The sequence below is a fragment of the Pseudoalteromonas sp. TAP-3C genome, from assembly GCF_059888565.1.
In genome coordinates, this window is the sequence record NZ_CM187618.1 from 1,517,980 (window position 1) to 1,542,048 (window position 24,069).

At 38.3% G+C, this 24,069-nt stretch carries 20 protein-coding genes; 9 read left to right on the forward strand and 11 right to left on the reverse strand.

Features of this window, described 5'->3' with window-relative positions; all coding sequences use genetic code 11:
* Position 1 precedes the first annotated feature (1 nt).
* Together AC6H44_RS07150 and AC6H44_RS07155 are read left to right on the forward strand one after the other, a co-directional pair.
* A complete protein-coding gene (locus AC6H44_RS07150) occupies positions 2-709 on the forward strand; it encodes a fimbrial biogenesis chaperone (protein ID WP_500738185.1) in 708 nt (235 codons plus the stop codon).
* Between the two features lie 8 nt (positions 710-717).
* Entirely contained in the window at positions 718-1,626 is a 909-nt protein-coding gene (locus AC6H44_RS07155; protein ID WP_500738186.1) for an OmpA family protein, read from the forward strand.
* A gap of 49 nt (positions 1,627-1,675) precedes the next feature.
* Here AC6H44_RS07155 and AC6H44_RS07160 read toward each other — a convergent pair whose 3' ends face one another.
* Complete coding sequence (locus tag AC6H44_RS07160; protein ID WP_500738187.1) at positions 1,676-2,248, reverse strand: fimbrial protein; 573 nt, start codon at positions 2,246-2,248, stop codon at positions 1,676-1,678.
* Positions 2,249-2,551: 303 nt separating this feature from the next.
* Here AC6H44_RS07160 and AC6H44_RS07165 point away from each other — a divergent pair, with 303 nt between their 5' ends.
* Positions 2,552-3,175, forward strand: a complete 624-nt coding sequence (locus AC6H44_RS07165; RefSeq protein WP_500738188.1) for a response regulator — start codon at positions 2,552-2,554, stop codon at positions 3,173-3,175.
* Positions 3,172-6,756 carry a response regulator gene (locus tag AC6H44_RS07170; protein WP_500738189.1) on the forward strand — a complete coding sequence of 1,195 codons (3,585 nt, stop codon included), beginning with the start codon at positions 3,172-3,174 and terminating at the stop codon, positions 6,754-6,756. Before AC6H44_RS07165 ends, AC6H44_RS07170 begins: the two co-directional genes overlap by 4 nt.
* A 244-nt stretch (positions 6,757-7,000) precedes the next feature.
* On the opposite strand, the gene AC6H44_RS07175 is transcribed toward AC6H44_RS07170, so the two are convergent.
* The 5 genes from AC6H44_RS07175 to AC6H44_RS07195 form a co-directional block, all read right to left on the reverse strand.
* Positions 7,001-8,725, reverse strand: a complete 1,725-nt coding sequence (locus AC6H44_RS07175) for a proline--tRNA ligase (protein WP_500738190.1) — start codon at positions 8,723-8,725, stop codon at positions 7,001-7,003.
* A gap of 132 nt (positions 8,726-8,857) precedes the next feature.
* Entirely contained in the window at positions 8,858-9,562 is a 705-nt protein-coding gene (gene tsaA / locus AC6H44_RS07180; RefSeq protein ID WP_500738191.1) for a tRNA (N6-threonylcarbamoyladenosine(37)-N6)-methyltransferase TrmO, read from the reverse strand.
* A gap of 172 nt (positions 9,563-9,734) precedes the next feature.
* Entirely contained in the window at positions 9,735-10,304 is a 570-nt protein-coding gene (locus AC6H44_RS07185; RefSeq protein ID WP_500738192.1) for an outer membrane beta-barrel protein, read from the reverse strand.
* Between the two features lie 243 nt (positions 10,305-10,547).
* On the reverse strand, positions 10,548-11,012 hold the full coding sequence (locus tag AC6H44_RS07190) for an acyl-CoA thioesterase (RefSeq protein ID WP_500738193.1): 465 nt from the start codon (positions 11,010-11,012) through the stop codon (positions 10,548-10,550).
* Between the two features lie 101 nt (positions 11,013-11,113).
* Complete coding sequence (locus AC6H44_RS07195) at positions 11,114-12,760, reverse strand: electron transfer flavoprotein-ubiquinone oxidoreductase (RefSeq protein WP_500738194.1); 1,647 nt, start codon at positions 12,758-12,760, stop codon at positions 11,114-11,116.
* Between the two features lie 220 nt (positions 12,761-12,980).
* On the opposite strand from AC6H44_RS07195, the gene AC6H44_RS07200 reads away from it, so the two are divergent.
* The 4 genes from AC6H44_RS07200 (at position 12,981) to AC6H44_RS07215 (ending at position 17,359) form a co-directional block, all read left to right on the forward strand.
* Entirely contained in the window at positions 12,981-13,730 is a 750-nt protein-coding gene (locus AC6H44_RS07200; RefSeq protein ID WP_500738195.1) for an electron transfer flavoprotein subunit beta/FixA family protein, read from the forward strand.
* Positions 13,731-14,657, forward strand: a complete 927-nt coding sequence (locus AC6H44_RS07205; protein ID WP_500738196.1) for an electron transfer flavoprotein subunit alpha/FixB family protein — start codon at positions 13,731-13,733, stop codon at positions 14,655-14,657.
* A 187-nt stretch (positions 14,658-14,844) separates the two neighbouring features.
* Positions 14,845-15,924, forward strand: coding sequence for an acyltransferase family protein (locus tag AC6H44_RS07210; protein WP_500738197.1), 1,080 nt, complete (start codon positions 14,845-14,847; stop codon positions 15,922-15,924).
* Between the two features lie 124 nt (positions 15,925-16,048).
* Positions 16,049-17,359 carry an IS4 family transposase gene (locus AC6H44_RS07215; protein ID WP_500737435.1) on the forward strand — a complete coding sequence of 437 codons (1,311 nt, stop codon included), beginning with the start codon at positions 16,049-16,051 and terminating at the stop codon, positions 17,357-17,359.
* Positions 17,360-17,432: 73 nt separating this feature from the next.
* Here the strand turns inward: AC6H44_RS07215 and asnS are convergent, their stop codons facing one another.
* Entirely contained in the window at positions 17,433-18,830 is a 1,398-nt protein-coding gene (gene asnS, locus AC6H44_RS07220; RefSeq protein ID WP_500738198.1) for an asparagine--tRNA ligase, read from the reverse strand.
* A 286-nt stretch (positions 18,831-19,116) separates the two neighbouring features.
* Between asnS and AC6H44_RS07225 the strand changes: the two genes are divergently transcribed.
* Entirely contained in the window at positions 19,117-19,551 is a 435-nt protein-coding gene (locus AC6H44_RS07225) for an ATP-binding protein (protein WP_500738199.1), read from the forward strand.
* A gap of 57 nt (positions 19,552-19,608) precedes the next feature.
* Here AC6H44_RS07225 and AC6H44_RS07230 read toward each other — a convergent pair whose 3' ends face one another.
* Genes AC6H44_RS07230 through AC6H44_RS07245 form a run of 4 tightly spaced genes read right to left on the reverse strand, consistent with a single transcriptional unit; the run spans position 19,609 to position 23,985 of the window.
* A complete protein-coding gene (locus AC6H44_RS07230) occupies positions 19,609-20,619 on the reverse strand; it encodes an ABC transporter ATP-binding protein (protein ID WP_500738200.1) in 1,011 nt (336 codons plus the stop codon).
* A 13-nt stretch (positions 20,620-20,632) separates the two neighbouring features.
* A complete protein-coding gene (locus AC6H44_RS07235) occupies positions 20,633-22,132 on the reverse strand; it encodes an ABC transporter permease (protein ID WP_500738201.1) in 1,500 nt (499 codons plus the stop codon).
* Complete coding sequence (locus AC6H44_RS07240) at positions 22,132-23,172, reverse strand: extracellular solute-binding protein (RefSeq protein WP_500738202.1); 1,041 nt, start codon at positions 23,170-23,172, stop codon at positions 22,132-22,134. Before AC6H44_RS07240 ends, AC6H44_RS07235 begins: the two co-directional genes overlap by 1 nt.
* Positions 23,173-23,985, reverse strand: a complete 813-nt coding sequence (locus tag AC6H44_RS07245) for a hypothetical protein (protein WP_500738398.1) — start codon at positions 23,983-23,985, stop codon at positions 23,173-23,175.
* Positions 23,986-24,069 lie beyond the last annotated feature (84 nt).

Consider the following 24,069-nt stretch of genomic DNA (forward strand, 5'->3'; position numbering starts at 1 on the left):
TATGCGTATTACTATTTTTTTGCTCGTGGGACTATTTATCGCAAACCCAGTTTTAGCTGGAGTTACGATGCAAGGTACAAGAGTTATTTTTGACTCTACACAGTTATCGCAATCGGTGATAGTTATGAACACGAATGAGTATGATGTTGTTGTGCAATCTTGGGTTGATGATGGAAACTTAAATAATAAGCCCAACACTGCAATAGCTCCAGTTATTACTAATCCAGCTCTTTTTACTCTTAAACCTGGAGCTACTCAGGTTATCCAACTAATTAATATCTCAAATAAAAAACATGAGAGTGAGAAGTTGTATTGGTTAAACTTATATGAAATTCCACCTAAAAATAGAGTTTCAAATGATAAGATTATTTTAACTATGCAAAAACAATATAAATTATTTTATCGTGCCCCATCAATGAGCAAATCAAATTCAGAAATTATTGAATCCGTTAACTTTTCTGTTGTTTTGGATGGGAGCTCTGAAGAGCGGAAATACTTATTAAAGGTGAAAAACAAAGCATCTATTCATGTTAACATTGCTGGTATCTTTATTGATGATCTACCATTATCCGATTTTTCTAGCGTCCTCAAACCAAATAGCGTTAATACAATCCCTTTATTAAATAAACCGAAAGATGAAGTTATTAAATTTAATATTATTAATGACTCAGGGTTTATTTTTAATGCCTCTAAAAATTTAACTTTATAAGATATAATATGAAAATATTAATTACTCTATTTTTTTCGTGTGTGGTATTTTCGCATGCCGCATATTCACAGAATCTTACAGATTTTAAATTTCATGCTTCATTTGGTGAACTGTGGAATGATAACACTAGGCAAATAGACGATGAGACGTTTATTGGTATTGGTGGTGAGTACTTCATAACAGAAAAGTGGAGTAGTCAATTTAATTATTTAAACTCCAAACAACTCTCTGAATTAGACTATGAGAGCTTTTTATTGGGTAGTCGCTATTATTTCGATGGAAATAAAAATACGTCATTATTTTTATCTGGAGATATAGCAAGAGTGTTTTACTCACAATATGAAGAAAATCAACTTCATTTAGGTATTGGCATAAACTATATTATCAATAGTAACTTTTACTTAACCGCTGAAATAAGAAAGGTTTTTTCTGAAAAATCTTACAATCAAGATGCGATGAGTTTGTTAACTTTAGGTTATAGGTTTAACAAGCAAAGACCAAAAATAGCTATTGCTAGCAATAATGTTCCAGCTCCAGAAGCCAACGTTTTAACAAAAAAATCTGTTGAAAAAGTGCCTTTAGAAACACCTACTGTCTCTTTTTATTTTCCCTTTGATTCATCAAAACCAACTGCAGTTGACAATAATAAATTAAGTTCTTTTTTAAGCTATGCACTGAGTCATAAAAAATCCATCATAATCTCGGGATATACTGATGATATTGGTAATCAACATTACAATAAGTTGTTATCTGAAAGAAGAGCAAACTTTATAATGAACAAATTAAAACTGGAGTATAATATTGATGGTAATCGTTTATTGGTCTACGCTTATGCCGCAGAAAACCCTAAAGGAGACAATACCACTGTTGAAGGACGAGCAATAAATAGACGTGTTACATTATCAATTGAAGAGTAAAGAAATTTAATTGAAAATCCACGCCATAAACGGCGTGGTCTTTAAGCTTTTAAAAGTATCCCACAGCATACTGCACATAACTTATTATGCTTCCTGGTAAAGCATTATCGCTAACAGATAAGTAACGTACGGCAAAATTGTGTGATCCTTGAGACTCTCCCGGTTGAATTTTTATTGCATTTTTAGCACGATAGCCAATTAGTAGATCTTCTCGAAACTCGTTATTAATCGGTGTACCTGACTGAGCATCTAATATTTGTAATCCTATTCCTTTTGCTGTGCCAAACATCATGGGAATAAAGCCCGGAATAAGTAAATCTCTGTTTTTATCTATTCCCCATGGCGAAAATCTGACATCCCAGTTTTGTTCTAAAGTCATACTTCTTAAGCAATCATAGATAGTGATCACAAACGGTGTTTCACCAGCAGAATCTTCGCTATTTTTTAACTGTTGAATATTAATAGTAGGAAGTGTTATGGCTGGAGATTGAATCATGTTATTGACTTTTACCTGACAAGTAGGATGTTTAATTTTTCCATTAAACTCTAATGTATTAGCGTAGGTATTTGTACTTCCAATCAGTAAATAAATAGTTATAAATTTTACTTTTTTAATTTCCATATATATTTCCATCAGTTATAAAAAAGTAATAATACTGTGTTAAGTTTTAAACCTCTAAGGAAAACCTTAACATGAGATATTTCTTACGTAATAACAAGATACTCACTCGCTTTTTGTAAGTTTTTTGATTTTTATCTGTAATGATTTCACTCGTCACATTTTCAGTTTTCTTATATTGTTGTAGGCCTTTTCCTGCAAAGAACGTGAACTAGTTATATACTAATGTAAGTATGCTATTTTATTATTCATAGATTTATAGAAATTTAATTGCATCATTAACCACCAAGCAATAGAGATAACCTTATGAGTAATATTTTATTAGTTGATGACCATCCTGTTGTGCTTTTGGCAACAAAAATGTTATTAGAGCAGCATCAGTTTAAAGTTATTGGCGAAGCCTCAAATGGTATAGATGCATTACAGCTAATCAAAAAACTAAGTCCTGATATAGCTATAATTGACTTAAATATTCCTTCACTAGATGGTATGGAAGTAATTAAACGTTGCAAAGCTTTAAACTTAAAAACACGTTTTTTAGTGTTAACGTCGCAATCCTCTGAGCATTTTATCCATCTTTGTATGCAAGCTGGTGCATCTGGTTATTTATCTAAGACAGAAGGTATAGAAGAAGTGTTAACAGCAATTCGCTCTATACGATCTGGGTATAAGTTTTTTCCTGATACTTCAGTTTCATATAATAACTCAAAAGACAAAGAAGAAAGCTCTGATGCATTATCTGTCCTTTCTGCAAGAGAAATGATGGTTTTTAAATTTTTAGCCTCAGGACTAACCAATAAACAGATTGCTGAACAGATGTTGCTAAGTAGCAAGACAATTAGTACTTACAAAACTAGGATCTTTGAAAAACTAAATATAAAAAATATTGTAGAAATAATAGATGTAGCTAGAAAAAATGGTATTTTATGATTAGGAACATTCTTTTTTTTATAATTCTTGTTTTTAGTCAAATATTTTCTAAAGCATACAGCATTGAACTATATAGTACATTGCAACATAATGAGCTCGATTTACCAAAAATTGAACTTTCTGAGAAAGAAAAAATATGGCTTAACAATAGAATAATCAGAGTTGGTTTCGTAAAGAAAGATTTTCCTCCATATGATATTTCTAATAATGGAGCGTCATTATATTACGAAGGGATCACAGCTGATTATTTAAAGTTGGTTGAATTATTGCTAGGTACCAAAACTCAACTGACTAGTTTTAAAACTAGGAAAGATGCAATAAATGCGATAAACAACAATGAAATTGATCTTTTGACATCGTCAAATGACTACGAAAACCTTTTGGGACTAACCTTAACACAGCCTTATCAAAGTGATATACCCGCTGTTTTTATAAATAGTTACAATAATATAGAAAATATAAGAAAAATTGGTATATTTTATGAGTATTTACCTGATCAAGTTGTACTTGATCGTTACACTAATGCTCAGCTAGTAAAGTTTTCATCTCCTCAAGAGCTTGTCTCTTCTTTAATAAACGGTAGCGTAGATGCCATTGTCCTCGATTTATTTTCTGCAAATTATCAGATAAACAGTGAGTTTGTTGACAATATTTCTTTTAAGGAGCTTCTTGAATTTGATTCCATAGGATTTTCATTTGCTCTTAATAAAAATAATAAAATACTGTTAAAAATATTAAATAAAATCTTACATTCGGTTGATAATAATTTAAAAAAACTGTTAAAGATAAATTGGAACGGTGGTGGGATATCTGTACCGACTAAATCGACTTTAGAAAGCGCACGATTTATGGCTAGTAAGTATGTCGAAAATAATAAAGAGATTAAAGTTGCTCTTGCTAAGTACTCTGCGCCTATTAGTTACCCAGGAATAAATGACAGCCCACAAGGTATTCTAATTGAGTGGTTAGATTTAATGAAATTATACACCGGTGTAAACTTTAAATATATTTTCAAAAATACCCTGGAGGAGCAAATTGAGGCACTAGAAACAGGAGAGGCAGACATCAGTGCATTTTCACGTTCTGGGGAAAGGGATTTTTATTTTACTAAAAGTTTTGCAAACTCTCCATATGTTGTTATTGCAAAATTAAATGAAAAATCAAATAATTCATCTACAATTTTTCTACCAAAAGGACACTTGCTGACCAATGATATTAAACTAGCAAATAATGATTTTAGAGTTGTTGAATCAAAGTCTTATATAGATGCTTTAAATGATGTGGTAAATTCTAATGGCGATGCTGTGACATTAGCGCCTTTATTACTTGCAAATTATTATATAAACCACTTTTTTAAAGATGATTTGTATATAAAAAAAATAATCACCGATATACCTGCTGCTACTTTAAATCTTGCAATGCTAAATAATAACCAAAATTTAGCTAATCTTTTCTCAGAGTTTATTGATTATGTACCGGCTCAGGATGTCAAGATCATTACTAATAGGTGGCAAAAAAATGCTCTACCAACACATCAAAACTGGAAAGATTATCAATACACAGTGTATACACTGATCTTTTCTGGAATTATTATTATTTTGATAGTTTTTTTTAGTAGTTTAATTGTTATTTCAAATTATAAAAAAAGGTTATCTTTCAAAGAAAAGCTAATAGAGCAACTTAACTTTATCCAAATAATTATAGACAGCATACCTCACCCAATATTTGCCATGAATAATGAATTAAAATATATTTTAAAAAATAAATGTTACTTAGATTTTACAGAGACTAATAAAAAGTCGTTGTCTGGAAAAATGAGTTTTGATGATTTGACTTATGAGCAATTTGTTCAAAATATTAAATTAGATAATCAAAAAGCCTTAAATGATAACATAACCGTATTTAAGGACAGGGCTGTTGTTATTGATGATAAAAAATACAATTTCTATCATTGGATTCAGCCTTTTAGTTTAAAAAGTGATAATCCAGTAGACGGTATTATATGCGGATGGATTGATGTAAGTGATCGCGTTAGCCTCCTTGAACAGTTATCTAATGCTAAAGAGTTAGCTGATTCAGCTAATGTAGCTAAAAGTAGATTTTTAGCTACCATGAGCCACGAGATTCGTACACCAATAAATGCTATTCTTGGATTACTAGAGCTGGTAATCAAAAAACATGAAAATAATGAGTTTGATATCCAATCTATAGATATAGCCTATCAAGCGGCAAATGATTTACTGAATTTAATCGGAGATATTCTTGATATTTCAAAAATTGAATCAGGAAAGTTATCTTTAACGCCAGAAAAAAATAATTTTAAAAGAACAATCTTTTCCATATACAAAATATACTCCCACTTAGCCCAACAAAAAGAAATAAATTTCAATCTTGATTTTGATGAAAATATAAACGACGAGTTGTTCTATGATGAATCGAGAATGAAACAAGTCTTAGTTAATATTGTATCCAACGCTATAAAATTTACTGAAAACGGAAATATTGATTTACAGGTTGTTTTATTGGAAAAAAATAATGATACCTGTAAGGTTAAAGTTACTTTAAAAGACCAAGGTATAGGTATACCTGAGCATGATATGGTTAGTATGTTTCAAGCTTTTAATCAAGCTAACAACCACAACGGAAAAGGAGGAACTGGCCTTGGTTTAATGATATCTAAAGCAATATGTGATTTGATGGATGCTAGTTTTAACATTGAAAGCTCAGTAAATATAGGTACAAAAATAACTATTATTTTAAATTTCGATTTATATATTGAGAGTGAAAATATTAACCCTGAGAGTCTAATAAATAGGGATGAAAATGAAAAGAAAGTTTTTAAAATTTTAATAGTTGATGATTATGCACCTAATAGACTGTTGCTTTCTGAACAACTAAAATATTTAAGCCATCATGTCGTACAATCGAGTAATGGTAATGAAGCTTTAGATATTTACATTTCAGATAAATTTGATCTGATCATTACAGATTGTAACATGCCTGAAATGGATGGTTATGAGTTAGCAAAAAGAATCAGAAGTTATGAAAATGAACACAATATTCAACCAGTATACATTATAGGCTATACTGCTAATGCCCAAAAAGAAATTATAGATAAGTGCTTAGATTCTGGTATGGATGATTGTTTATTTAAGCCGATCAATATTGAAGATTTAAATAACACTGTAAACAGTTCTCTAGCTAAAGAAAGCATAGTTGAAGATAACTTTTCTTCGAATCAAAGTCAGTTATTTAATATAGAAATGGTAAATGGATTAACAGCTGGTAATCCCGAGCTCAATAAAAAAATCCTAGAACAGATATTAAGTGTCAACATAGACGATATTCAAGAGTTAGAAAGTGCTTTAACTGAAAAAGATTTTGTCAAGTGTAAATCTGTAGCACACAAAATGAAAAGTGGTGCAAGTATAATTGGTTGTAATGAGATGTTGGTAATTTGTGATGATATTGAAAGTGGGTCGCTATTAGAAAAAGAACAGTCACGCATTAAAGATTTAATTTCGTTTACTTTGCTGCTTAATAAAAAAATACAAGTTGAAATAAATAATGTGATGAATTAATTAAAACTTTTTGGGAATTAGATTGTGAATTTATAACTCAACAAGTAAAGTTGGGATCACGTGTGCTGATATTCGACTAGAATAAACATAACTGACAACTGTCAGTTTATTTAGCGACACGTGAACGTTTTTTAGTTTTTTATACTTATACTTGAAATAGGGATAAATAGTCGTCCTCTTATTAGTGCTGATAAAAAACCGCTGTATAAAAATTATACAGCGGTTTTTTTAATTAACTCAAGGCTTAGGCGTTAAATTGATTTTTGATTGTCTCAATGGCGCTATCAATATCTATCATTAGCTTTTCACCAGTGCGGCGGTTTTTAAGTTCTACTTTGTTTTCATCTAGGTTACGCTCACCAATTACCAAGGTGTAAGGTACACCGAGTAATTCCATGTCGTTAAACATAACACCAGGGCGCTCTTTACGATCATCAAATAACACGTCTAGACCAGCCTCTTTTAACCCTTGGTATAGAGTATTCGCAATATCAGGAATACGATGCGATTTATGCATATTCATTGGCACAATCGCTAAATCGAAAGGGGCGATGGTTTTAGGCCATGTAATACCGTATTGATCGTTATTCTGTTCAATAGCAGCGGCAACAATACGTGATACACCAATACCATAACAACCCATGGTCATTATTTGATTTTTACCAGCTTCGCTTAGTACACCTGCTTTCATCGCTTGTGAGTATTTAGTACCTAGTTGGAAAATATGACCAACTTCAATACCGCGCTTAATTTGTAACGTCCCTTGTCCACATGGGCTAGGATCGCCTTCAACAATATTGCGAATATCTGCCACGTGGTAGTTTGTTACATCGCGATCCCAATTAATGCCACTAAAATGCTCATCATCTTTGTTGGCACCTGCAACAAAGTCAGCCAATACATTTGCTGTTCTATCAACAATAATAGGCATGTTTAAGCCTACAGGGCCTAAAGAGCCTGGTTTTGCGCCAATGGCTGCAACAATATCAGCCTCTGTGGCCATTTCAAGTGGTGAATCAACAAGTGGATGCTTTTCAGCTTTAAGTTCATTGAGTTCGTGATCGCCACGCAGTACTAGTGCAACTAAGCCACGTTTTCCGTCTTCATTAGGGGCGCCATAAACAATCAATGTTTTAACACCGCGATGTGGTTTTACACCATAATGCTTTTTAAGCTCATTAATTGTTTTTGCATCAGGCGTTGGGAATGCTTTTAGCTCTTTTGTAGCCTCAGGACGCGGCTCATTGGGTGCTAATGCTTCTGCTTTTTCAATGTTAGCTGCATAATCGCTGGCATCACTAAAGGCGATTGCATCTTCACCTGACTCAGCAAGTACATGAAACTCATGGGATACGCTACCGCCGATAGAGCCGGTATCAGCAATAACAGGGCGGTAATCAAGACCTAAACGTTCAAAAATATTACAGTAGGCTTTGTGCATAACTTGATAAGTTGCAGCTAAACATTCATCGGTTAAATGGAATGAATAGGCGTCTTTCATGGTGAATTCACGGGCACGCATCACCCCAAAGCGAGGACGACGTTCATCACGTACTTTGGTTTGTACTTGGTATAACGTAATAGGCAGCTGTTTGTAGCTGTTAATTTCTTTACGAACAAAATCGGTGATCACTTCTTCATGGGTAGGACCCATAGCAAATTCACGATTATGACGGTCGGTAAAGCGCATTAGCTCTGGACCAAACTCACTCCATCGACCAGACTCTTCCCATAAATCAGCTGGTTGAATAACAGGCATTAACATTTCAATAGCGCCTGCTTTATCCATTTCTTCGCGTACTATGTTTTCTACTTTTCTAAGCACGCGTAAACCAGAGGGCAGCCAAGTGTATAAGCCCGAAGCAACACGACGGATCATACCGGCTCTAAGCATTAACTGGTGCGATACAATTTCAGCATCAGCTGGCGTTTCTTTGAGTGTAGCGAGTATATATTGACTAGTACGCATGTTTTTTCCGAAATAAAGTAATGTGTTCTTTTAGTTAAGGGTTTCAGTTTACCAGCGGTTGCATGGACACTAAAGCGCTAAGTGATTTTTTATCGTATTTTATAGCGATAGCTCGCTTAAATTAAACGCGATTTAACAATTTTCTATCTGGGTAACTAAATGATGTGAATCGGTTACTTGCCAAGTAATATTGTATTCATACAAATTCATTCCATAACTTTGCATCCCTTGTTTTTGCTTTTTGTAAGCAGGGCGTGGGTCTTGTTTGAGTACATTACTGATAAAGGCTTTTAAGTCAGGATAATGCGGTTGATTAGCAATAAAATCGAGCGCTTGCTGACTAAATTCAACACTCATATGAGTTTCAGGGCGCGTATCGGCAAAGCCAGCACTGGCATCGGGTAATGCGTCTGAATAAGGTAAATAAGGTTTTATATCTACAATGGGTGTGCCATCAAGTAAATCAATACCGGCGAGCAATAACGCAAGCTGGCAGTTCTGGTATTCAATTCCCTCTAACTTTACAGCGCTCATACCAATGGCATTAGGGCGAAAAGTAGCACGGGTGGCAAATACGCCCTTGCGTTCGTTCCCACCCAACCGAGGCGGGCGCACCATGGCTGAATAACCTTTATCTGCGGTTTCATGAAATCGAAACAACAACCAAATATGCGTAAAATCATCTAATCCGCGCACAAACTCTTCGCGATTAAACTCCTTAGCAAAAATGAGTTTGGCTTTTGCTTCGGGTACTAATCGAGGTTGTCTAGGAATGGCAAATTTTTGTTTATACGGTGATTGGATATGGCCAATCGCCGAAATTTGATAATCGCTCATAATGCTCGCTAACAAATAAAATAGGGGAGTATTCTACCTGTAATTGCCATGGGTGGCATTAGCTTAATATAATCAGCACAAAGAGAGTTTAAACTGATTGGTCTAAATATAAAATAAAAAAGGGTAAGGCTAAACGTAGCCTTACCCATATATTTCAACGGTTAAGTTGTTATTAAAACATATATTGGAATGATACTGACGCAACGTCCATTTCTGGATCAATATCATCATCTAATTCGTAACGCTCATACTCTAAACGCACTTGCATATTGGTTGAGAAAGCATATTCAATACCTGCACCGTAAAATACGTCACCACCGTCTTGTGATACGCTAACGCTGCCTACTGGTAGTTTTTGAGTTAAATCAGCATCCCACTCAAACCAACCGCCTTTTGCATAAACAGAAAAATCTTCAGTGATAGGGGCTGAAAAACGCGCTGCTAACGATACCCCATCAATTTCTGCTTTACTGTCTATATCACTCACATCATCAAAATTTTGATACGCAAGTTCAAGGCTTAAATATTCATTAAATTGAGTACCAATATAACCTTTTAGCATTTGCGCATCGTCATCAAAATCAGTGTCGTTTTCGCTATCTTCAAATTGAAATGAATACTGGCCATAACCAATACCGGTATAAATACGTGGAGAGTCCATGTTGGTAATATCAGCCTGTACTGCTGAATTAAAACCCAGTGTTGCTAAAGCAAGTGCAGAAAGGGAAAGTATTTTAATCATTGTATAGCTCCTTTAACGATATGTTCGATTTATTTATCAAACGTCGATTTACTCATTGCAGTGAGCGTGCCAACAATCATTCTGCCTAACATTTATCCATAAAGTGTGTTTATTGAACTTTTTTTGGTAGTTTTAGTACGCAAAACATTCAACTGTTAAGCGCACTGTTAATTTTAAAAAAAATAAAAATTGTATATTTTACAATTTGTTGTAGCTTATACAAACCTGCAAAAAGGCACTAAGTTAAACGTTATCTAATAAGTTTTCGGTTTCTATGGCTATTTGTTTCATTTTAATGGCGTAGTTTTCAAGCTTTTTATCTTCGTCGGTAACCGATTTAAATTCTGGCACCGCCACTGGGTATCCTGTTTCATCCATGGCAACAAAGCTAATAACACAGTGATTGGTTTCAACTAAGTTTTGTGTTTTTGGGTCACCACAGCGAACCTGAATAAAAATCTGCATACTGGTTTTACCGGTGTGCGCTATTTTTGCTTCCACTTCAACAATTTGGCCAACCAAAATAGGGCGTCTAAATTTAACACCTGCAACCGACACAGTCACACAGTAATGGCCACTCCAGCCCGCGGCACAAGCATAACCGGCTTGGTCAATCCACTTCATAACCACACCACCATGCACCTTCCCCCCAAAATTTACATCGGTAGGCTCTGCTAAAAAACGAAAAATCACACTCGACGACGCCATAAAACACTCTCATATATTTATATTACTTAATAGCATAGCGTAAAAAAGGGGCCGAAGCCCCTGCAATTTAGGATAAGTTTATAATTATTATAGTAAGCGTGTTACATGTTGGGGTAATTTGGACCACCGGCGCCTTCGGGTGTTACCCAAGTAATGTTTTGGCTCGGATCTTTAATATCACAGGTTTTACAATGGACACAGTTTTGTGCATTTATCACAAATTCATTTTGTCCCTCTATTTCTTGCACTTCATACACACCAGCAGGGCAGTATCGCTGCGCAGGCTCATCAAATTTAACTAAATTAACCTTAATTGGGATGGATGCATCTTTAAGTTGTAAATGGCATGGCTGCGACTCTTCATGATTTGTGTTTGATAAAAACACTGAAGAAAGTTTATCAAAACTGAGTTTGCCATCAGGCTTTGGATAGGCAATTTTTTCAGCGTGATCAGCATTCTTTAAAGTCGCGTGGTCAGGTACATTATCTTTAAAGCTAAACGGTAGGGCACCTTTAAATATATTTTGATCAAGGGTGTTGTATGCGCCGCCTGCAAATTTACCTAAGGTATGCATTGCGGGGCCAAAGTTACGAGATTGATACAGCTCTTTGTACGCCCATGATTTTTTAAATTCACTGGTGTATTGGGTTAAATCGGTGTTAGCCAAATCGTTTTGTAGCGCATTAAAAATGACCTGTGCGGCTATCATGCCTGACTTCATTGCCGTGTGGTTGCCTTTAATTTTTGCAAAATTGAGTGTGCCTGCATCACAGCCCACTAATAAACCGCCAGGGAAGTGCATTTTAGGTAATGAATGTAAGCCGCCTTTGGCAATGGCACGCGCGCCATAGGCAATGCGTTCACCCCCTTCAAGAGTGTTTTTAAATACCGGGTGATGTTTTAAACGCTGAAACTCATCAAACGGGCTTAAATGCGGATTGGAATAATTTAAATCCACAATTAATCCGACAACCACTTGGTTATTTTCACTGTGATACATAAAGGCACCCCCGCCAGTATCACCATTTAATGGCCAACCGGTTCCGTGAACTACTTTACCTAATTGATGCTTAGATTCATCCACTTGCCAAATTTCTTTAAAGCCTAAACCATAATGCTGTGGCGAGCATTCATCGTCTAGAGCAAATTTATTAATTAGCTGTTTACCTAAATGACCGCGACAGCCTTCGGCAAATACCGTGTATTTGGCACGTAACTCCATGCCTGGCATGTATCCGTCTTTTTCATCGCCGTTTTTATCAAGCCCCATATCACCGGTAATAATGCCTTTAACAACATCATCTTCAATGATAACTGAATGCGCACTAAAGCCGGGGAATATTTCAACGCCTAAGCTTTCAGCTTGCTCAGCAAGCCAACGACATACGTTCCCCATAGAAACAATGTAGTTACCGTTATTATGAAATGTGTTTGGGGTTGCAAAATGCGGGATTGAGGTTGCTTTTGTTTCATTGTTAAACCAGTAAATTTCATCGCGTTGAACTTTAGTCGTCACAGGCGCGCCCAATTCTTGCCAGTTTGGCAGTAGTTCATCCAGTGCTTTGGTTTCAAAAACAGCGCCCGATAATACATGTGCGCCCACTTCTGAGCCTTTTTCAACCACACAAATCATGCATTCTTGTTGTTTTTCTTGTGCTTGCTGCGCGAGTCTAATTGCTGTTGAAAGCCCCGCAGGGCCTGCCCCTACAACAACAACGTCAAATTCCATGGTTTCGCGTTCAATCATATTAACCTCTTTATCTATGACGGACTTACCTTTACTTTTTTAAGCAAAAACTAAGCTAAGCAACCTGTTTCTTTGTTATGCAAATTAATCGTTACAGGTTGTGAATAGTTTAAGGTTATTTTAGGTTGACGTTTACGTCAACAGGAAGTAGTCTGATTTCATAAAATAAATAGGTTGACGACTACGTTAACTTATAGGTTTAAATAATTATGGAGTCCCTATGAAAGTTCTCGTACCAATTAAAAGAGTGATTGATTACAACGTAAAAGCTCGGGTCAAACCTGATAACAGTGGTGTTGATTTAACAAACGTTAAAATGGCAATGAACCCTTTTTGTGAAATTGCTGTAGAAGAAGCGATTCGTTTAAAAGAAGCGGGTACGGCAACCGAAGTGGTTGTCGTTACCATTGGTGCTAAAGCATCACAGGAACAATTACGCACAGCACTGGCATTAGGTGCTGATAGAGCCATTCATGTTGAAACTGAACAAAATTTAGAGTCTTTGCACATAGCAAAGTTACTTGCAAAAATTGTTGAGCAAGAATCTCCTGAGCTGGTTATTTTAGGCAAGCAATCTATCGATTCTGATAATAATCAAACCGGCCAAATGTTAGCGGCATTAACTAATCGCGGCCAAGGTACATTTGCTTCAAAAGTCGTTATTGAAAATGGCAAAGTGAATGTAACACGTGAAGTGGATGGCGGCTTACAAACTGTTGCACTTAATTTACCCGCGATAGTCACCACCGATTTACGACTTAATGAGCCACGTTATGCATCGCTACCTAACATTATGAAAGCAAAACGTAAGCCTTTAGAGGTGATTGCCGCTGATTCGCTAGGTATCGACTTAACACCGCGTATTGAAGTCGTTCGTGTAGAAGAGCCTGCAAAACGCAGCGGCGGTATTATTGTAGATGACGTTGCACAGCTTATAGAAAAACTTAAAACAGAGGCAAAGGTGATTTAAATGAAAACTCTTGTAATTGCAGAGCACGATAACGGTGCCTTAAAACCAGAAACCTCAAAAACGATTAATGCAGCTAAAAAATTAGGCTTTGATGTCGATGTATTACTAGCTGGCTTAAACTTAGGGGCTATAAGTGAATCAGTTGCGAGCATTGACGGTGTAGCCAATGTATTACTTGCCGATAACGGTGTTTACGAGCATCAACTTGCTGAAAGCATGACAGATTTAGTGTTATCGCTTGCAGATGAGTACAGCCATATTGTGGCAAGTGCCACCACCACTGGTAAAAACTTTATGCCACGCGTGGCCGCATTATTAGATGTAGCGCAAATTTCAGAAATTATTGATGTTATTGACGCCGACACATTTAAACGCCCAATCTATGCGGGTAATGCCATTGCAACGGTTAAATCACTCGATAGTAAAAAAGTGATCACCGTGCGTGCAAGCAGCTTTGATTTACAAGGCGAACAAGCGCCAGCGAATGTCACAACCTTAGATGCGGTCTCTGACTCACAGCTAAGCAGTTTTGTTAGTGTTGAGCAAACCGAATCTGAACGCCCAGAGCTAACGGCTGCAGATGTGGTTATTTCGGGTGGTCGGGGCATGCAAAATGGTGAAAACTTTGCATTATTAAATGGTATTGCCGATAAACTGGGGGCTGCAATTGGGGCCTCACGTGCAGCGGTTGACGCAGGCTTTGTGCCTAACGACATGCAAGTAGGTCAAACAGGTAAAATTGTCGCGCCTAATTTATATATTGCCGTGGGTATAAGTGGTGCTATTCAGCATTTAGCAGGCATGAAAGATTCAAAAGTGATAGTTGCCATCAATAAAGATCCAGATGCGCCTATTTTCCAAGTGGCGGACTACGGTTTAGTTGCTGATTTATTTGATGTATTACCCGAGCTTGAACAAGCTTTATAAAGCTAAATAACCACAGCATTATAGTAAGTTAACTATTCTGATTTAAAGCCGCCGTGTCGTTATTGATTCTGCGGCTTTTTTATTTCAACTTTTCTACTTGTCTAAAATACTTGCGCTTGGCTTTTTTTTATAACAAAGTGACAGCGTTGTCATTTGTAGAAATGCAAATTATTAAATAGGAGCCAAAATGACAAGGTATAAAGCGCTTGATGCTATGCGGGGGTTAACCATCGCATTAATGATACTGGTAAATACCCCAGGGTCGTGGTCCCACGTGTATGCCCCTTTACTTCATGCTGATTGGCATGGCTGTACACCCACAGATGTAATTTTTCCGTTTTTTATGTTTATTATTGGCTCTGCGATGTTTTTTTCATTTAAAAAAACCAACAGTACAGCCAGTGCTAGCCAAATATTAAGGCTAGTTAAACGTGGAGCCATTATATTTGCTATTGGTTTAGCATTAAATATTTATCCCTTTACCACCAGTATTGAAAATTTAAGAATACTGGGCGTATTACAGCGAATAGGCATTGCCTATATTTTAGCGTCTATCTGTGTATTGCTACTAAATAGGCGAGGGGTGTTAACGCTATCGGTTATTATTTTAGTTGCATATTGGTTACTGCTTTTAAGTGTTGGCACTAATAACGCGTATACACTAGAGAATAACCTAGTTAGATCGGTTGATATGGCGGTGTTAGGTGAGTCGCATTTGTGGCAAGGTAAAGGATTAGCGTTTGATCCAGAAGGGCTTTTGAGTACCTTACCTAGTGTAGTGAGTGTTTTATTTGGTTTTGAAGTCACTCGCTTACTCACCCGCTCTAGCAGTCAATGGACAAGTATACAACGTTTGTTGTTCATTGGGGTTGTTGGTATCGCTTTAGGGCAATTAGGCTCGCTGATCATGCCAATTAATAAATCGCTTTGGAGTAGTACCTTTGTTATTTACACCTCAGGGATTGCCTGTATTGTACTGGCCTTTTTTGTGTGGCTGTGCGACATAGTAAAACCCGAACGCCTTGTTAATCCTTTAATTGTGTATGGCTCGAATCCATTGTTTATTTATGTGTTATCGGGTGTGTGGGTACTGAGCTATTCACTGATTAATATTGGCGAGGTTAATTTAGGTGATTGGATATATCAACAGTTAGCCCTAGTAATGAGTGCTAAATTAGCATCGTTCACCTTTGCTTTATTACATGTTATTGGCTTTTGGGTTATTTCTAATATGCTTTATAAACGAAAAATATTTATAAAGATTTAGATAAAGGCAATAAAAAACCAACCCGTAGGTTTAATGCCGATCATTTAAGAAATAGTTAATAGCACTTGAACGATCTTCTAGGTATGTAAGAATCCGAATTCTTTTGTAGAATTCGGATTTTTTTATGCAACTTTCTAATGCTCTCGATATTATCAACAACATCAAACCTAATGAAGTTGAAACACTCGCAGATTTACTCCCTTTATCCCTTATCGAAGAGGCCTATGCGCTGACCGAAACCGTTACACTACGAAAAAGAAAACTAACCCTAGAATCGATGGCTTGGTTGTTGATCGGTATGGTTATTTATAATGATAAATCCATGGCCGATGTCGTTAATATGCTCGACATTATTGACCGAGAAGGAAAGCCATTTGTTGCGCCAAGTGCTTTAACTCAGCGTCGTAAAAATCTAGGTGAAGCCGCCATGAAAGCCTTATTTGAATGCACCCAAAGACATTGGAATGATGACGCTAATCACCCTCATTGGAATGGGCTTACTTTGCTTGGTGTCGATGGTGTTGTTTGGCGTACGGATGACTCCCCCCAAAATAATGAGGCCTTTACAAAACCGGCCAATACACAATACCCACAGGTCAGAATGGTGTGTCAAATGGAGCTGAGCAGCCATTTAATAACGGGGAGCGCTTTTGATGATTACAAGGTCAATGAAATGGTGCTGGCTGAAAAGCTTATAGAAACCACACCCGATAACAGTCTCACTTTATTCGACAAAGGCTTCTATTCTTTAGGGCTTTTACATAAATGGCAAACGACTGGCAGTGAACGCCATTGGCTAATCCCCCTGAAAAAAAATGTGCAATATAACGTTATTCAAACATTAGGGCGTAATGATAAATTAGTCCAACTTAGCAGTAACCCAAGAGCAAGCAAAATGTGGCCAACGCTGCCTGACACCTTAATAGCGAGGTTAGTGACTCGAAAAATAAAGGGGAAATCATACAGTGTGATGACATCGATGACAGATCCGATGCGATATCCATCAGCCGATATAGGCGATATATACAGTCACCGCTGGGAGATAGAGCTTGGTTATCGCGAACAAAAGCAATATATGCTGGGTAATCGATTAACATTAAGAAGTCGCTTACCAGCGCTTGTAAAGCAAGAGCTGTGGGGAGTGTTGCTTACTTATAATATGGTGCGATATCAGATGGTAAAAATGTGCCACACATTAAAAGGTGATTATTTACCGTACCAACTGAGTTTCAATGGTAGTTTAGCTCAAATAATGAGGTTGCTTGTTGGATTACCTTATTCAACCCCAGGGGCCATACCACGTCAGTTAAAATACTTTTATACGATGGCAGAAAGCCTAATTCTAGAGCCTCGAAGGGAGCGAAGTTTCCCTCGCTCAGTCAAGCCAAGACCGCAGCGGTACGCTAGAAATAAAAAAGCCGCTCACCTTAAGTGAACGGCATTAAACCCGTAGGTTGGTTTTTTATTTAACGGTACAAAGCCTGGCTTAGTACGTTGCGCTGCCTTGCTTAGTACGTTGCGCTGCCTTTAGTACGCGGGAACGCAATTACATCACGTACGTTAGCCATACCGGTAACATAGGCCACTAAGCGCTCAAACCCTAAACCAAAGCCAGAGTGTGGCACGCTGCCGTATTTACGTAGGTCGCGGTACCAGCTGTAGTCTTCTTTATTTAAGCCCATTTCTTCAAGACGTGCATCTAATACATCAAGGCGCTCTTCACGTTGTGAACCACCAATGATCTCACCAATGCCAGGTGCTACTACGTCCATTGCTGCAACGGTTTTACCGTCTTCATTTTGACGCATATAAAATGCTTTAATGTCACGTGGGTAGTTTTTAATAACAACCGGTGCCTTAAAGTGCTCTTCAGCTAAGTAACGCTCGTGCTCAGACTGTAAATCTACACCCCATTCAACCGCGTACTCAAATTTCTTGCCACACGCTTTTAGAATTTCTACAGCATCTGTGTAATCAACTTGTGCAAAGTCTTTTTCTACAAATTCTTCTAAACGAGTAATCGCTGTTTTTTCAACACGTAATGCGAAAAACTCCATGTCGTCACGGCGTTCTTCTAATACGGCTTTAAATACATACTTAAGCATGTTTTCAGCAAGTTTTGCGATATCTTCTAAATCAGCAAAGGCGACTTCCGGCTCTACCATCCAAAATTCAGCAAGGTGGCGTGAAGTATTAGAGTTTTCTGCACGGAACGTTGGGCCAAAGGTGTAAATTTTTGACATGGCAGAGGCGTACGTTTCACCATTTAACTGGCCAGATACGGTTAAGAAGGCTTCTTTACCAAAAAAGTCTTCGCTGTAATCAATTTCGCCTTTATCTGTCATTGGCAGGTTTTGCATATCAAGGGTTGATACGCGGAACATTTCACCCGCACCTTCACAGTCACTGGCAGTAATAATAGGCGTGCTGATCCAGTAAAAACCTTGCTCATGGTAAAAGCGGTGAATCGCTTGCGCTAAACAGTTACGTACGCGTGTTACTGCGCCAATCATGTTGGTACGCGGGCGAAGGTGAGCGTGCTCACGTAAATACTCAATGCTGTGGCGCTTAGCCGACATAGGGTAAGTATCTGGATTTTCAACCCAACCTAATACAGTGACAGAGTTAGCTTGAATTTCGAAAGATTGCCCTTGTCCTGCAGATTGTACTAGTACGCCAGTAACCGACACAGAGCAGCCTGCTGTTAAGCTTGTAACTTCATCATAATTATTCAGTGAATTAGGAACTACCGCTTGAATAGGATCAAAACACGAACCGTCATGAACGGCTAAAAATGATATTCCTGCTTTTGAATCGCGGCGCGTGCGGATCCAGCCTTTAATGGTTACTTGGCTGTCTACCGCAACATTGCCTTTTAATAGCTCTGAAATCGCTAAATGGCTCATTTTCACTCCAATGATATAAGTTGCCTAACTATATAAATTAATTGTGCGTTGCTTTTGCGTCTTGGCAATTAAGCTCACCACACTTGAACCTTGTATAATACCTAGTAAAGTAAAATAAAAAAACTGTTGTAGGCAACTCTTTAAAAGTTTTTAGTGATGCGTCGTTTTTTTAATCGGTTTTTAGTGCTAAATAACCACTATTGCTATTTGTTACTCTGAAATTTCATCAATTTGTGGCATTATTAGCAAATAAACCGAATTGACGTATTAATAAAAAATGGATGCTATGAAACAAGTTTTTATTTTACGAGGACTGCCAGGCAGTGGTAAGTCATATTATGCGCAAAATCTCGCTGACGAACTTTCCGGCGCAGATGAAAGCCACTATTTTATTTGCTCAACAGATGATTACTTTGTAAACGAGCAGGGTGAGTATCATTTTGACAAGTTTAAATTATCGCAATACCACAATTTAAACTTAGCCCGCTTTATTAACGCGTTAGCGCAAGGCATTAAACTGGTGATAGTGGATAACACCAATATTAAAAAGTGGGAATTTATTGCTTATTCACAAGCAGCGATTGCTTTAGGGTATCAAGTAAAAGAAGTGATTGTCGGTGAAGTAAAAGACAAATCAATGCAGCACTTATACGCCAAACGCAATAGCCATAACATACCGCTTAAAACCATTAGCAAAATGGCCTACATGTTTGAGTGGTAATTATAAGAAAAGCCCAAAATTAGGGCTTTTTCATAAAACTACTCGTGTTATTACACGCTAGCTTTTAAATGCCGCCAATGGGTGAGACGTACTGAGCGAAACATGCACCTTGTCACCGGGCTCTACAACCAATTCATGACTCACGCGGCTTGTTACCACAGTACCACAAGCAAGCTCTACTGCGCATAAGCGGCTTCCGCCTTCAAAGCGTACCCAAATAACTTCGCCATTAGTACCTACGCTGCTTTGTACTAATAATACATCATCTGGGCGAAGTAAAACCTCTACCTCAGCGTTTGCACAGTCAACACCATGAGCAGGCACATTGCCGATATCAGTTAGGGCTTGGCCGTTATTAAGGGTGCCTTTAATAAAGCTGGCTTCACCTAAAAAACGTGCTACAAAACGATTGTTTGGTTTACTAAAGCATTGCTCTGGGGTATCAATTTGTTGTATTTCACCCTCTTTTAACACACCCACACGATCGCCAACCGACAGCGCTTCTTCTTGGTCGTGCGTTACCCAAATAGCAGGTACGCCCGCCTTTTTAAGCGCATTTCGTATATCCCAACGTAGCATATCTTTTAAAGCGGCATCGAGGTTAGATAGCGGCTCATCAAGTAATACAAAGTCTGGTTGGTGGGCAAGGGTGCGAGCTAATGCAACACGCTGTTTTTGCCCCCCTGAAAGCGTAGCGGGTTTTTTATTTCTAAACGCCTCTAAACCGAGTAGTTTTATCCAGTGATCGGCCGGGTTTGTGTCTTTTAGTTTAAAGCACACATTTTGCTCAACCGTTAAATGGGGAAATAACGCAAAATCTTGAAACACCATACCCACGCTGCGCTTTTCAGGGGCCACGGTATGCTTTGGTGTTGCGGTCCATTTAGCCACTTTAATTTCACCGTCGCTGATGGGTAAAAGCCCAGCTAAGGCTTGTAAAATAGTACTTTTACCACAACCGGTTGGGCCAACAAGCATTAAAATTTCGCTTTCACCTAAGGTGAAATTTAAGTCACTTACAACACGGTTACTGCCATAATCTATAGACAACTGACTTACAGATAGCATTTTTTATAAATCCTTAATGTTCAAACTGGTTGCGTTTCTCGCCCGACATCATAATAGCTAAAGCAGCGGCTGAAATCACCACTAACAATAACCCAGGTATTGCAGCGCGGCCAAAGTAACCCGCTTCGTAAACACGCCATAAATATGTTGATAGGGTTTCAAAACCAGTCGGACCCAATAACAGTGTGGCTTCTAGTTCACGCATTGACTCTAAAAATACTAAAGCGGCACCTGCAATAATACCACGCATGGTTAAGGGTAAAGTGATACGCGTAAATGCCTCACGCGGGCTTGCGCCCAACACGCGGGCTGATTTTACTAAGCTTGGGTCGAGGTGTTCAGTGCTGGTTCGCACAGAGCCTACGGCAAGCGGTAAAAAGCGCAACATGTAAGCTACAATTAGTAATCCCAGCGTTTGATATAAAAACGGCAGTTGTAAACCGCCATACACAAGCGCAGTTCCCATTACTATACCCGGAATACCAAAGCCAAAATAAGTAACACGCTCCATCACTTTACCCGCTTTACCGGTGAGGGCGGCGTGTGCCACAGGAATAGCCACAATAACAGTCACAATAGCCGCAATAGCTGAAGCGTAAGTAGAATGCCATGCAATACTAAAATCAAACGAACTAAAGCCATCACGCACTAGCCACAGCGTAAATACCGCGAGTGGTAAGCCAATAGCGAGTAATAAAATGGGGGCAAAGGCGGCAAACATCACGCCTAATTGCCATTTTTTTGGAAATAAAATAAGTGGCCTACCGTGGCGCTCAGACGCGGTTTTAATTTGTGATTCAATCATTAATAAAAAGCCAACGATGACCATCAATTGCATTGACAACATAGCCGCACGGCTTAGTTCAAAGGCGTTATATTCAACATAAATAACCCGAGTGAAGGTATCTAAGCGCATCATCGCCGGTGTACCAAAATCAGACAGCGTATACAGCGCAACTAATAACGACCCTGCGGCTATTCCGTTTACAACACGGGGTAAAATAACTTTAAACACGCTTTGCGTCATCGACATACCTAGCGTACGAGCGGCGTTGACCATGCTGGCATCAAGGCTGAGTAAGGAAGAACGAGTGGTCATCATCACAAACGGAAAAGTATACAAGGTCATTACAATGGCAGCTCCCGGTAAGCCATACATGGAAGGGGTTTCAAAACCAAGTACGGTGTTTATTTCACCACCTGGGCCAAATGCAGCATAAAGGGTAAATGCACCAATATAACTGGGAATAGCCAAAGGGGCGGCAAACACTACCAGCCAACACTTTTTAAATGGTAGCTGCACATAGGCACTAATAAATGCCAGTGGCACACCAATTAAAATAGAGCCAAGTACGGTTAATCCCATTAACGACAGGGTATTGCCTAAAATGGTTAAATTATGGCTATCAAAAAAAGCGCTTGCGTCACTGGCAAGCGTTATTAAAATAAAAATAGGGGTAAGGGTAACAAGCGCTGCAAGCAGCGCCAAAGGGTAAGATGATGGTATTCGCATTATAAAACGCCGCTGCTGCGCATTAAGTCAATAGTTGGACGTAAATCAGCCAACTGAGTTAAATCAATTTTAGGGGGCGAAATACTGGTTAACTTAGGTAAACCATCGGGTTGAGTAACGCCATTAACCAGAGGGATTTCATAGGCTTCGGTTGCTAAATAACTTTGTACTTCAACGCTGAGTAAATAACGCATAAAGTTCATTGCCAGTGGGTCGTCAGATAACGATAAAATACCCGAAGCGTTAACTAAACAGCCAGCATCATTTTGCGTAAAGGCTAAATCAAGTTTGGCATCGGGCTTGCCAGACTTTAAACGCAATGTGTAGTAGTGATTGGCAAAACCAATATCGACTTCACCGCGCTCAACACCCATAACTACACCGAGTTCACCGGCGTAGGTTTTAGAACGTTTTTGCACTTTTTTAAGCCATTTAGCGGTTTTGTCATCACCTTCTAAAATTCGCATAGCGGTAACAAACGATTGAAAAGAAGCGTAAGCTGGTGCCCAACCAATACTTAAATCACTGTCGGCAATTTCCATAATGCTTTTTGGAATTTGCTCTTTGGTTAAACGCTCAGTATTAAAAGGCAAAGTACGTATACGACCAGTTACAGGTGCCCACTCATCGTATCTAAATTGTGGCTGTAGCTGCGCTGATAAATCACTTGGCATAGGTTTGGCAAGGCCAGCATCGGTCACTAAGCCAATGGCACCCGAGTCGACAGCCCAAAATAAGTCAGCACGTTTAACACCCGCTTTGGCTTCGGCAACAATGGTGTTAGCCAATGCCGCAGTGGGGCCGCGTCGAATAGCAAGGTCTAAATCAGGGTTCTTTTTTTGAATGGCTTGTAATACATTTTCGTATAAGCCACCTTCACCACGCCCTAAATAAAGGGTCAATGCGCCTTTAAGTTTAGGTAATGTATCAACCGACACGGGGTTGGCAATATCAGCGGCAAAAGCACGTGTAAGCGATAGCGGCAAAGCACCCGCTACCCCAAGCGCAGCTAAGCCTTGAATAAAGGTTCTGCGTTTCACTTAAAATACATCCTTACGTGATTTTTCAGCTTTTTCAATCAGTGCTTGCGCACGGCTTAATTTAGTTTGCATATCAGTAACTACATCACGCACTGCATCAACCGTTTTATTACCTGAAATAGCTTGCGGTAGGGTTACGTTAAAGTCTTTCTCGAGCACTTCTACTAATTTTGCGTCTTGCTCAATCAATGTGCCTTCAACGCCTTCAAATAAATGTAGATAAGTGTCGTGCACTATGCTGGTGGCTTCATCGCTTAAGCGCTCTGCATATTTAGCGACTACTCGGTCTAATTTGTGTTTAATTTCGTCAATGGTCGCACTTTGGGTCATTTCTTTTGTGGCAGTGGCTTTAACACTTTTTAATAAGCCTTTTTGTTGAAACTGAGCCGCAAGTTTGACTGCACCTAAACCTTGCCATAATGCGTTGTTCATTGCTTGTTGCTGTATACGTACTTCTGACGCTGGTTTTTTGTTGTCGATAGCCATTTTAATGCCATACAAGCCTTGCCAAATAGAGGCATACACGGGGACGTAGTTTGTTTCTATGGCACTGTGAAATTTAACTGATTCCCAATACTCAATTAAATCATCACTATTAACCGCTTTTGCGCCTTTTTTCTCGTAATCGCTTACCATGGTATCAATCTTAGAAACCATCCACTCAACATCTTCATTGTAGGTTTTTAAATTAGCTTGCAGGTGATTAACGTGCTCACCTATGGGGCCGTTAGCAAGTGCCGGTTGTGCAAAAATCGCAGAGGCGAGTAAAAAAGTTGCACTTAATGTTTTGGCAGGCTTAAGTAATATTTTCATAGCAAGTGAGTCCATAATATTATTGTAAATGATAGTCATTATCATATCCCTAAAAATCACTCAGATCAACACAGTAAATCAAGG